Raw genomic sequence first — 11,848 nt, 5'->3', positions numbered from 1 at the left:
GCCACCACGACAAGCTCAGTGGCTTCGTTCGCCGTGACACGCTGAACGCCAAGCTCAACGAGCGATCCTGTCTCTGATGGTCGGCGAGATCAAGCTGACACCTTCCGTATTGCCCATGCTGCTTGGCCGCAGCCGTTTGTCAATGGGGGCTTGGCTCGTGACGGCGCAAATGTTTCGCGCTCATCAGCGCCCGAGCCATTGGACACCATTTGAATGAAGATGCCAACTCAGGGACACCCTGTTCAAGCGCGCAGGTGTCAAAATTGATTGCTCAAGAAGGAGACATCATGGTCACCAACGGAATTTTGAACATCAAGTCGATGCGCTCCCATTGCACCCAGGCTGAATGGCAAGCGCGGGTGGATTTGGCGGCGTGCTACCGGTTGGTGGCCATCTACGGCATGTCCGACATGATGGCCAACCACATCTCTTCGCGCGTCCCCGGCGAAGAAGGTGCTTTTCTCATCAACGCCTACGGCATGATGTACGAAGAGATCACGGCGTCGAGCCTCATCAAAATTGACCACGATGGCAACATCCTGTCCAAACCCGACTTTGGCGAATTGAACTACGGCATCAACAAAGCCGGCTACGTGATCCACAGCGCGGTGCACGAAGCGCGCCCCGAGGTGGACTGCGTCATCCACACCCACAGCTGGGCCTCCATGGCGGTGTCTTCGCTCGAATGCGGTCTTTTGCCCATCACCCAAACGGCGATGCGGTTCCAGAAAATCGGCTACCACGACTACCAGGGCGTGGTGCTCGATGTGACCGAACAGGCCTCTTTGGTCAAAGACCTGGGGCAGGGTGAGGCGCTGATCTTGCGCAACCATGGCGCCCTCACCGTGGGGCGCAGTGTGGGCGAGGCGTTCAACTGGATGCACCGCCTGGAGCTGGCGTGCCATGCCCAACTGGCGGCCATGGCCTGCCACACGCCTTTCGTCAAAGTCGCACCCGATGTGCTGGAGGAAACCTGGAACAACTACCAGCCCAGCACGCGCAGGCCCTATGGCTTGATGGAGTGGCCAGCCCTGTTGCGCAAACTCGACCGCATGGACCCGAGTTACAAAACATGAGCCATTTATGAACCGGGATGTCATCGTGCGCGATTCGGGGGCCAAAGCCGAATGAGCGATCCGCATGCCCCCCTGCGCATCTTGATGTCCCAGCAGTCCATCGACCGCTGGGGCGCATCGCTTGCGGCTCGGATGGGGCCGCGCCCTTATAAATTGATGTCTTGGGAAGCGGCGACAGCCGAACAACGCACGGATGCCGACGTGGCTTTCATCTCGCGAGAGGTCACAGGCACCTCCACCAAACATGAAATCCATCCAGCCTTGCAGCGGATTTACGCGCTATTGCGCCAGTCGCCAGATCTGCAGTGGGTGCACATCCATTCAGCGGGCGCTGACCGTCAGATTTATCTGGATTTGTTGGCCAGGGGTGTCCAGATAACCACCTCATCCGGCGCGAATGCGCAAGTGGTCGCCACCGTGGCCTTGGCGGGCATGCTGGCGTTGGCGCGCCGTTTCCCTTTGCTCTGGACCGAACAACAAAACCGCCAATGGACACCAATGATGGGCGCGCGCATGCCCCGCGACTTGCCGGGGCAAACCGCGACCATCGTCGGTTGGGGACCTATTGGCCAAAAACTGGGCAGTTTGCTGCAGGCCTTGGGCCTACAGGTTGTGGTTGTGCGCCAACAATTGGCCGCACCGCACCACCCGATGTGCGAAGGCGTTGAGATGGTCACGTTCGAGTCTTGGACCCAGGTGCTGCCCAAAACCGACTGGTTGATCCTGGCCTGCCCCTTGACTTCCAAAACCCGCCAATTGGTCAATGCCTCTGCCCTGGCCGTGTTGCCCCAAGGTGCTCACTTGATCAATGTGGCACGAGGCGAAGTGGTGGACGAACCCGCTTTGGTGTCGGCGTTGCAAAGCGGCCACTTGGGTGGCGCTTTTCTGGATGTGTTTGCGCACGAACCCTTGCCATCCGATTCTCCCTTGTGGGCCATGCCACAAGTCATGATCACGCCGCACGCAGCAGGCCACTCCGATGGCAATGAAACCAGAGTGGGGCAAATGTTTTTGGACAACTTGCGTTGCTGGACACAGGGCAAGCCTTTGCGCAACACAGTGTCCTGACCCCCTGTTCAGTCGGCATGGTCAAGGCAAGGTTTTCCCGAGTAGCGGACGACTTGATTTCTTTCCACAATTGGCTTGCTATTTTGATACGGAGATCTTTTGATGACCCAACCCCATGACCCTCGCCGCCGACAAATTGGCCTTGCTGCCGTGTCGAGCATTGCACTCAACGCCTTGGGCACAGCGCAGGCCCAAAGTGCGGCTTGGCCTTCGGCCAAACCCATCCGCATGATCGTGAACTTCCCTGCGGGCGGCTCTCCAGACTTGGTGGCGCGTGCCGTTTCCTCCTCGGTGTCGCAAGCGCTGGGTCAACAAATCGTGGTGGACAACCGGGGCGGTGCCGGTGGCATCATTGGTTCTGACTTGGCCGCCAAAAGCGCGCCCGATGGCTACACCATTTTGTGCAGCTCGGGCAGTGGCGCTTCCATCGTGCCCTACGTCACGCCCAAGATGCCTTTCGACCATGACAAGGACCTCATCCCCGTAGCGGCCGGTGCTCGTTTGCAATTGTTCTTGGTCGTGCGCAGCGATGCACCTTACAAGACTTTTGCCGAATTCATCGCCTTTGCCAAGGGCAATCCGGGCAAGTTGAGTTATGGCTCGCCAGGCAATGGCACCAGCCCCCACATTGCGGGCGAGATGCTCAAGTCCCAAGCTGGTATTTTTACATTGCACATCCCTTATCGCGGTTCGGGTGCAGCCTTGCAAGATTTGCTGGGCGGCAACGTGGACTATTTGCTCGATCCCGGCATTGCTTTCTCGCACGTGCGTTCGGGTCGTCTGCGCTTGTTGGCGGTCACGTCGCCCCAGCGTTTGTCCATGTTCCCCGATGCGCCTACGCTCAATGAGCTGGGGCTCAAGAATTTTGACGCCGGCACATCGCATGGTTTCTGGGCACCTGCGGGCACACCTGCGGCCATCGTGGATCGCCTGAACCGCGAGATCAACCGCGCTTTGATGTTGCCCAGCGCCGTCGAGTCCATCAAAGGCATCGGTGCCGAGCCCACCCCCATGACGCCGGCCGAGTTCGGTGCGGTCACCAAGGCCGATGCGCGACGGTTTGCCCAAATTATCAAAGAACGCAAGATCGTTCACGATTGATGGACAGCTTGGCTGCTGGGTGTTGGGGTCGCCTTAAAATTGCCCCGGGAACACCCACAGCAGACCCGCCGTCATGACCAGGTAGCGACCGAATTTGCCAATGGCCATGTACAGCGAGCAAGGCCAAAATGGCATCTTCAACCAGCCTGCCACCGCACACAGCGGGTCGCCCACTCCCGGCAGCCAGCTGAGCAAGCAGGCTTTGGGCCCCAACTTTTCCAACCAAACCAGTGCGCGGGCGTGGTTGCTCGAATCCCGCCAACGGCCGACTGCATGCCGTGTGCCCCAGCCCATCCACCAACTGAGCATCCCGCCCAAGGTGTTGCCCGCCGTGGCCACCAAAATGGCAGGCCAAAAAAGCCCCAAGTTAAGTTTGACCAAACCAAACACCGCAGGCTCAGAGCCCATCGGCAGCAAGGTGGCTGACACAAAAGCCACCACAAACACGGTGCTCAGGCCGTGCTCGGGCAAAGCCAGCCATTGCATGATGTTGGTGAGCCAAATGTCCATGCCTTCAGTGTAACGAGACCTTTGGTCATGGGTGCCTCAAAACCTCGGGCAGAAAGATCGGTGGCGCTGGGAAGCTGGCATGCCAAAAAATTCGTCAAACACAAAAAAAATCTCGAAAAATTTATTTTTTGCTAAAATAGTGCAAAAATATCAATTTAATGGTTTTGTAACCATTCATCTTTTCTGTTCATGGACGGGTTTATGACAAACAGAGCGTTGGAGCCGCTGGGACGGTGGCGTTGGGTGCTGATGGCCTTGGCCATTCAGACCGCCTGCGCCAGCGCTGCATCGACCGATGATCTTCTTGACATGTCGCTGGAAGAGTTGGTGGATTACCGCATGATGTCCATGTCCCGCAAGGAGCAGCGGGTCGCGGACATGGCGGCAGCCGCGTACGTGATTTCGGCTGAAGAAATTCGCCGCTCGGGTGCGCAGTCGATTCCCGAGGCCTTGCGCTTGGTGCCCGGCCTCAATGTGGCGCAAATTTCGGGGGACCGCTGGGCCGTCAGTTCACGGGGTTTCAACGAGCGTTTGTCCAACAAGTTGTTGGTGCAGGTGGATGGGCGCAGCATTTACTCGCCGATCTTTTCGGGGGTGTTGTGGGAAACCCAAGACGCCATCATGGGCGACATTGAACGCATTGAAGTCATTCGCGGACCCGGTGCTGCTTTGTGGGGCAACAACGCCATGAACGGCGTGATCAACATCGTGACCCGCTCGGCTGCGGCCAGTCAGGGCAGCACCCTGAGCGCGACTTGGACATTGGGTGGGGGGGCTTCGTCGTCCTTGGTGCACAGTGGCGGCTTGGCGCAAGGCGGTCACTTCAAGGTTTTTGGTAAAGCCAGCCGCACCCAAGGGTCCCCAGAAACCGACTCCGGTTTGCAGGGGGCAGATGCGTCCCGACAACAACGTTTGGGCATCAAAATCGAACCTGAGTTGGCGCGCGGTCAGTTGAGCCTCAAAGCCGAGGTTTACCAATACCGATCCCAAGATGTCTGGGGCTTTCCCTCGCTGCCGGCCTTCAGCGACAACGGAGCATCGCTCAGTCGGGACGCTTTGCTGTCCCAAAATGGCGATGGTTTGGCCTTGATTGCCCGCTACACCTGGAAATCGGAGCAGAACTTTGATAACGCCTTGCAAGTTTCATTCGACCAGGACAAGATCAGCCACACCGGCTTGTGGGGCACGGGTACAAGGGTCGGTTTTGCGCGAGGTGAAGCGCCGGCTCTGCAATCGCCGGGGGGCTTCAAAAAAGAATTCGATGTGGATTTCCAGCAACGCCGCAAGGCCGGTTTGCACGATGTCATTTGGGGTCTGAACCTTCGGCACATCTCTGACAACCTGTTCATGCCCGCCACGCCGTTTGTGTTGAACGAAGGCAAAAGTCAGCGCGTGAACTACAGCGCTTTCGTACACGATGAGCTCACATGGGTCCCCGATCGGTTCAAACTGATTGTGGGCTCCAAGTTTGAAAAAGACGGTCTGACAGGGTATAACGTCCAGCCTAATGTGCGTGCGCTGTATACGCCCAGCAATTCCGAAGCTTACTGGGCTGCCGTGTCCCATTCGGCCCGCTCCTTGCGCCGCTTTGAGAGCTTGGCCACGATTGACGTGTCGGCGCAAGATGCCCACGTTTTCGACCCAGCCATACCGCCGAAATTTTTGACCGCCGTCATGCAGGTTTCTCCCTTGCCAGGCGCCCAGCCCGTAGCGGAAAAAGCCTTGAGTTTGGAAGCCGGGTGGCGCAAGCAGTTTTCCAATTTCCTGAGTGTCGATGCCACTGTTTTTGCCACCGATTACCGCCATTTGCGGGGGGCACGTTTGTGGGGCAATCCTGCTGCCGGGCTGCTTCACCCCGAGGTGTTGGGATGTCCTTATGCATATGGTCCTGGCGTTTGCTATTTCACTGTTCAGGGCTACAACAGCAATCAGGACCGGGCGCGTTCGTACGGCGGCGAGTGGTCGCTGGAATGGCACCCGCGCCCATGGTGGACCTTGCAGACTTGGTACAGCTACCTGTCTGTCAAAGGGGTGCGGTCAGGCGATTGGCTGGGTGACCTGTTGGTCAATGTTTTTGAAAACTCAGCACCGCGCCACCAGTTTTCCCTGACCAACAACTTCGGTCTCGGCAATGACCTGAACTTGAATGTGCGTTTGCGCTACCAAACAGAAACCAGTCATTTGAAGCAAATCAGTGGAGACCTGACCCGATTGCCGCCCTACACCGGACTGGACATGCGTTTATCCTGGAAGGCATCGCGGCAAACCGAGCTGTCTTTGCTGGGGCGCAACTTGCTGAAAGACCGGCATACCGAATTCATCAGCAGTTTCCCCGTGTCGCGTGCCTACGACGTGCAGCGCAGCTTGCAGCTTCAATTGGTCACCCGTTTTTGAAGGACATGAACATGCGCATGTCCCTTCATTCAATGTGGGCCGATATCAAGCACTTGTACGGCAAGGGCAGGATGAAAGCGCGGCTGGCCTTGTGTTTGCTGGCACTTGGGGCGACCCTGCCAGCATCGGCCCAAAGCGCAGTTCCCACCTTGGACCGCCTGAAAGTCGCCTACGTCTACAACTTCGCCAAATTTGTGGAGCTACCGGGCACCGAGGAGCAGCCCATCCGATTGTGCGTGGTGGGCAAGGACGATCCATACGATCGCATGCTCAGTTTGAACCGGCGCATCGCGCAAAAGCGTGAAATTCAGGTGCGTCGGGACGTACCACTGGGCCAGCTCAAAGACTGTGGCATTGTGTTTGTTGGTGCCACGGAATCACGCCAGTTGCCGACGGTGGTGCGACAGCTGGGCAATGCGCCGGTGTTGCTGATCAGCGATGATCGGCTTGCGGTTGACCAAGGCGCGCATTTGGTTTTGTTGCACAACGACGATCGGGTTGAGTTTGAGGTCAATTTGCACAATTTACAAAAATCTAATTTGCGCGCCAGCAGCCAAATGCTCAAATTGGCCCGCACGGTGATCCGCTAGAGAACCTGAACATGTGGCCATTCTTGGTGGGGCGCCGACAAAAGCTGCAACAAGCCCCGGTGCGGGAAAAATTGAACCAAATTTTGTCACTGGGCATCTGGTGTGTGCTGTTGCTGTTCTTTTTGGTGATCACCTTGTGGCAAGCCGTGCAAACCCTTCAGGCCACGCAAGCTGCTGCCAAAAGTCTCGCCGAATTGGCCGCAGAGAGCAGCGCTGCTGCGGTGAGTTTTGACGACCGGGTGGGCGCTCAAAAGCAGCTGGACATTTTTCGTCACATTCAAGCCGTTGAGACGGTCGAAATTTTCACCCCAGTCACCAATCCAAAGGTCTTTGCGCACTACCCGGCGCTTGCCGACGGTGTGAAAGACACCGAACCACCGGCCATGATCTTGGGCGCTCAGCAATTGTCCCAGCTCAGCTGGAACCGCTACGCCATTCGTTTGCCCATCGTGTATGACGGCGAGACGATCGGTTTGGTGGTGTTGCAGACCCGTTTGGATGCATTTTGGTTTGGCATTTTGCTCAATTTGCTGGTGGCGGCACTGGCCATGTGGCTGGCGTATGTCGTGGTGCGCCAATTCATGGGGCAATTGATTGCGGTGATCATTCACCCCTTGCTGGACTTGGCCAGTGTCATGCGCCGCATCACTACCGTTCATGATTACAGCCAGCGGGCGCAGCGCCAAAGCCAAGACGAAATTGGTGATCTGGTGGCTGGTTTCAACACCATGCTGGACCAAATAGAGCAAAAAGACAGGGCACTGGGGCAACACAGACAGAAATTGGAGTCGCAAGTCCAAGCCCGCACGGCTGAATTGCTCTTGGCCAAAGAGCACGCGGATGCCGCCAACCTGGCCAAGAGCCAGTTTTTGGCCAACATGAGTCATGAGATCCGTACCCCGCTCAATGGCCTGATTGGTGTGTCCGAATTGCTCGATGCCACCCACCCGACGGCGCAGCAGAAAAAACTCTTCCGCATGATCACATCCTCGTCCTCGACGCTGATGCACCTGATCAATGACATCCTTGATTTTTCCAAGATCGAGGCGGGCATGCTTCACTTGGAAAAAATCCCCTTCAGTCCTGAGCTTGCGGTGCGCCAGGTGTGCGCCTTGTTTGAACCACATGCCCACGACAAAAGTCTGAAGCTTTTGTTTGAGGAGCCTGCTCAAGCCTCGTCCTGGATGCTGGTGGGCGATCCGCACCGCTTCATTCAGGTGATCAGCAATTTTGTCTCCAACGCGGTCAAATTCACCAATCAGGGCCAAATCTGCGTGCGCCTGAGCTCCAGCACCGACCCCGACGGTCGCGCGCGCGTTCGGTGCACGGTGTGCGACACGGGCATCGGTATCAGCGCAGCGGAAGGCCAGCGCTTGTTCAGCGCGTTTTCTCAGGCCGACGTGTCCATGGCCCGCCGTTACGGCGGCAGTGGTTTGGGTCTGGTCATCTCACGCGAGCTGGCGACGCTGATGGGTGGACAAGTGGGTTTCAGCAGCGAACCTGGCCAGGGTTCTTGCTTTTGGTTTGAGGTGTGTGGTGACCGCTGGACAGAGCTGCCAACGGACAAAACAACCAGCGACAATGCTGCACCTGAAACCCTCAATTGCACGGTGCTGATCGCTGAAGACAACGATGTGAACCGCGAAATCCTGGTCACCATGCTCCAGACCGCAGGCTGCCAAGTTGTGCAGGCTCGCGATGGCGCAGAGGTTGTGCGCCTGAGCGCCACCGAAGCCCATGACATTGTGTTGATGGACGTGCAAATGCCCGAGCTCGACGGCATCGCCGCCACCCGCCTCATCCGTGCCCGCGAGTTGTCCATGGGCTTGCCTCGCAAGCCCATCCTGGCCTTGACAGCGAATGCGCTGACCGATGACAAGGCCAATTGTCTGGCCGCTGGCATGGACGACTACCTCACCAAGCCCTTCATGCGCCGCCAAATCGTGGCCTTGATGGGCAAATGGTTGCGCGGCGCGCGCGCCTGAGCCTAAACTAGGCCGCGAGGTGCCGGACATGTGGGCAGCACGGTGCTGTGATTTTGGACTGTCACCCCTAACTGTCAGCTGATGAAACATGGGACCACTACAATCGTGCCTTCATTTTCATCAAATCAGCCACCCCATACCGCCAACCGTCATGCAGATCGGCCCCTACCCATTGCCGAACAATGTGTTTGTCGCCCCCATGGCGGGTGTGACAGACCGACCGTTTCGCCAGTTGTGCCGACAGTTCGGGGCGGGGTATGCAGTGAGCGAAATGGTGACATCGCGCCCTGACCTTTGGGCGTCATTGAAGACCTCGCGGCGTGCCAACCACGACGGTGAGCCGGGTCCGATCGCGGTCCAAATCGCTGGTACCGAGGCGCAAATGATGGCCGACGCCACGCGCTACAACATTGACCGGGGCGCACAGATCATCGACATCAACATGGGCTGTCCAGCCAAAAAAGTCTGCAACAAATGGGCTGGGTCGGCCCTGATGCAAGACGAGCCGCTGGCGCTTGAGATCATCAGCGCCGTGGTCGAGGCCGCCTTGCCCCACGGCGTGCCTGTGACCCTCAAAATGCGAACCGGCTGGTGCGACACAGAAAAAAATGCCTTGAGTCTGGCCCGTGCCGCCGAAAGCGCGGGGGTGCAAATGGTCACCGTGCACGGCCGTACCCGTGAGCAAGGTTACAAAGGCTGGGCCGAATACGACACCGTGGCCGCCGTCAAGGCGGCGCTGAACATCCCGGTGGTGGCCAATGGCGACATCAATTCGCCTGAAAAAGCCCGCGATGTGCTGAAGTTCACCGGGGCAGATGCTGTGATGGTCGGTCGCGCCGCACAGGGCAGCCCCTGGATCTTCCGCGAGATCGCTCACTTTTTGGCCACGGGCATGCACCTGGCCCCGCCGCTGGTGGCCGAGGTGCGCCGTGCCCTGCTCGAGCACCTGCAAGACCATTACAGCCTGTACGGCGAGTACACCGGTGTGCGCTCGGCGCGCAAGCACATTGGTTGGTATGTGCGACCGCTGCCCGGTGGCGATGATTTTCGAGAGCACATGAACACCCTGAAGACTGCAACGCAACAACTGGCCGCCGTGGCCGCCTATCTGGACGGCCTGGCCGACCGGATGGAGCGCCTGCCCCAGCGCCGTGAGGCCTGCACCGAATTAGAGACCACGCCATGAGCGAACCCCAAGCCATTGAAAACTGCATCCGAGACAACCTGGAAATCTATTTCCGCGACCTGGACGGGACCGATCCCACTGCCCTGTATGACATGCTGGTCAAGCTGGTCGAAAAACCCTTGCTGGATGTGGTGATGACCCATTCGGGCCAAAACCAGTCGCGTGCTGCCGAGTGGTTGGGCTTGAACCGCAATACCCTGCGCAAAAAATTGCTGGAGCACGATCTCCTGAAATGAAACCCGCACTGCGCCCAGGTCCTGGGGACAGTGTTTGGTTGTTTTGCCCCTTATTGGCCTGCCGAGCCGGAACCCTTGACCCCGTCTTGAACCTGAGCCCAGCTTGGACCCGACCTGAACACTGTTGAAGAAAGTCTCTTATGCGCGCCCTCATTTCCGTCTCTGACAAAACCGGCATCGTCGACCTGGCCAAAGCACTGCACGCCCTGGGCGTCGGCCTGATTTCCACCGGCGGCACCGCCAAATTGCTGGCCGAGCAAGGCCTGCCCGTGACCGAGGTGGCCCAAGTCACCGGTTTCCCGGAAATGCTCGATGGCCGTGTCAAAACCCTGCACCCCAAAGTGCACGGCGGCCTGCTGGCGCGCCGCGACTCGCCCGAGCACATGGCGGCTTTGAAGGCGCATAACATCGACACGATTGATTTGTTGATCGTCAACCTCTACCCGTTTGAAGACACCGTGGCCAAGCCCGGTTGCACGCTGGCCGACGCGATTGAAAACATCGACATCGGCGGTCCCGCCATGGTGCGCAGCGCTGCCAAGAACTGGAAAGACGTGGGCATCGTGACCGACGCCAGCCAATACGCCGACGTGATCGCCGAGCTGAGGGCCAGCGGGAAGTTGAGCGACAAACTGCGCTTTGCTTTGTCCGTGGCTGCGTTCAACCGCATCAGCCAATACGACGGCGCGATCAGCAACTACTTGTCGAGCGTGAACTTCGAAGCCGAGAAGCTGAGCGAAACCTACGTGCCCGAACGCGCCCAGTTCTCAGGCCAATTCAACGAGCAATACGTCAAGGTGCAAGACCTGCGCTACGGCGAAAACAGCCACCAGCAAGCCGCTTGGTACCGCGACTTGGCACCTGCGGCCGGATCGCTCGCCACCGGCGTGCAGCTGCAAGGCAAAGAGCTGAGCTACAACAACATCGCCGATGCCGATGCGGCGTGGGAATGTGTGAAGAGTTTCGAGGCCACCGCCTGCGTGATCGTCAAACACGCCAACCCCTGCGGCGTGGCCGTTGGCGCAACCGCACTCGAGGCCTACAGCAAAGCCTTCCAGACCGACCCCACCAGCGCCTTCGGCGGCATCATCGCCTTCAACCGCCCTGTGGACAAAGCCGCTGCCGAAGCGGTGAGCAAGCAATTCGTCGAAGTGCTCATGGCCCCCGAATTCAGCGCCGAAGCGTTGGAAATTTTCAAGAGCAAAGTGAATGTGCGCTTGATGAAAATCGCGCTGCCCGCGAACTATGGCCAAGTGCGCAACGCGTTAGAGACCAAACGCGTGGGCTCGGGCCTGTTGCTGCAAAGCGCCGACAACCACGAGTTGGCTTTGGCCGACTTGAAGATCGTCACCGTCAAACAACCCACCCCTGAAGAACTGCACGACTTGTTGTTTGCTTGGAAAGTGGCCAAGTTCGTCAAATCCAACGCCATCGTGTTCTGCAAAAACGGACAGACCCGGGGCGTGGGCGCTGGGCAGATGAGCCGCCTCGACTCGGCCCGCATCGCCAGCATCAAGGCCGAAGCTGCCAAGCTGAGCCTGCAACACACCGTGGTGGCGAGCGACGCCTTTTTCCCCTTCCGCGACGGCCTCGATGTGGTGGTGGACGCGGGCGCCACCTGCGTGGTCCAGCCCGGTGGCTCGATGCGAGACCAGGAAGTCATTGACGCCGCCAACGAACGCGGCGTGGCGATGGTGTTCAC

At 58.6% G+C, this 11,848-nt stretch carries 10 protein-coding genes; 9 read left to right on the top strand and 1 reads right to left on the bottom strand.

The genetic code is table 11. From position 1 onward, the window contains the following. Window positions 1-287 precede the first annotated feature (287 nt). The 3 genes from ACIQ47_RS12170 to ACIQ47_RS12160 all read left to right on the top strand — a co-directional run bounded on the left by ACIQ47_RS12170 (window position 288) and on the right by ACIQ47_RS12160 (window position 3,245). A complete protein-coding gene (locus ACIQ47_RS12170; protein WP_396438361.1) occupies window positions 288-1,076 on the top strand; it encodes a class II aldolase/adducin family protein in 789 nt (262 codons plus the stop codon). A gap of 51 nt (window positions 1,077-1,127) precedes the next feature. Continuing rightward, window positions 1,128-2,144, top strand: coding sequence for a D-2-hydroxyacid dehydrogenase (locus ACIQ47_RS12165; protein ID WP_396438360.1), 1,017 nt, complete (start codon window positions 1,128-1,130; stop codon window positions 2,142-2,144). Between the two features lie 102 nt (window positions 2,145-2,246). Then, entirely contained in the window at window positions 2,247-3,245 is a 999-nt protein-coding gene (locus tag ACIQ47_RS12160) for a Bug family tripartite tricarboxylate transporter substrate binding protein (protein WP_396438359.1), read from the top strand. Window positions 3,246-3,278: 33 nt separating this feature from the next. Here the strand turns inward: ACIQ47_RS12160 and ACIQ47_RS12155 are convergent, their stop codons facing one another. After that, window positions 3,279-3,755: a YqaA family protein gene (locus ACIQ47_RS12155; RefSeq protein ID WP_396438358.1), complete on the bottom strand. Its 477-nt coding sequence runs from the start codon at window positions 3,753-3,755 to the stop codon at window positions 3,279-3,281. Between the two features lie 201 nt (window positions 3,756-3,956). On the opposite strand from ACIQ47_RS12155, the gene ACIQ47_RS12150 reads away from it, so the two are divergent. The 6 genes from ACIQ47_RS12150 to purH all read left to right on the top strand — a co-directional run. Beyond that, window positions 3,957-6,149: a TonB-dependent receptor plug domain-containing protein gene (locus ACIQ47_RS12150; protein WP_396438357.1), complete on the top strand. Its 2,193-nt coding sequence runs from the start codon at window positions 3,957-3,959 to the stop codon at window positions 6,147-6,149. An 11-nt stretch (window positions 6,150-6,160) separates the two neighbouring features. Continuing rightward, complete coding sequence (locus ACIQ47_RS12145; protein ID WP_396438356.1) at window positions 6,161-6,739, top strand: YfiR family protein; 579 nt, start codon at window positions 6,161-6,163, stop codon at window positions 6,737-6,739. Window positions 6,740-6,750: 11 nt separating this feature from the next. After that, complete coding sequence (locus tag ACIQ47_RS12140; RefSeq protein ID WP_396438355.1) at window positions 6,751-8,724, top strand: ATP-binding protein; 1,974 nt, start codon at window positions 6,751-6,753, stop codon at window positions 8,722-8,724. A gap of 151 nt (window positions 8,725-8,875) precedes the next feature. Beyond that, window positions 8,876-9,910 (top strand): tRNA dihydrouridine synthase DusB, encoded by a 1,035-nt coding sequence (gene dusB / locus ACIQ47_RS12135; protein WP_296292738.1) that lies wholly within the window; start codon window positions 8,876-8,878, stop codon window positions 9,908-9,910. Further along, window positions 9,907-10,146, top strand: coding sequence for a helix-turn-helix domain-containing protein (locus ACIQ47_RS12130; RefSeq protein ID WP_296292737.1), 240 nt, complete (start codon window positions 9,907-9,909; stop codon window positions 10,144-10,146). Before dusB ends, ACIQ47_RS12130 begins: the two co-directional genes overlap by 4 nt. Before the next feature lie 140 nt (window positions 10,147-10,286). Continuing rightward, window positions 10,287-11,848 (top strand): bifunctional phosphoribosylaminoimidazolecarboxamide formyltransferase/IMP cyclohydrolase (purH, locus tag ACIQ47_RS12125; RefSeq protein ID WP_396438354.1); only part of this gene is annotated, 1,562 nt, incomplete at its 3' end.

This window comes from Limnohabitans sp. (genome assembly GCF_044373035.1).
GTDB lineage: Bacteria > Pseudomonadota > Gammaproteobacteria > Burkholderiales > Burkholderiaceae_C > Limnohabitans_A.
The sequence above is the reverse complement of the archived record's forward strand: the minus strand, read 5'-3'. Positions and strand labels throughout refer to the sequence as shown.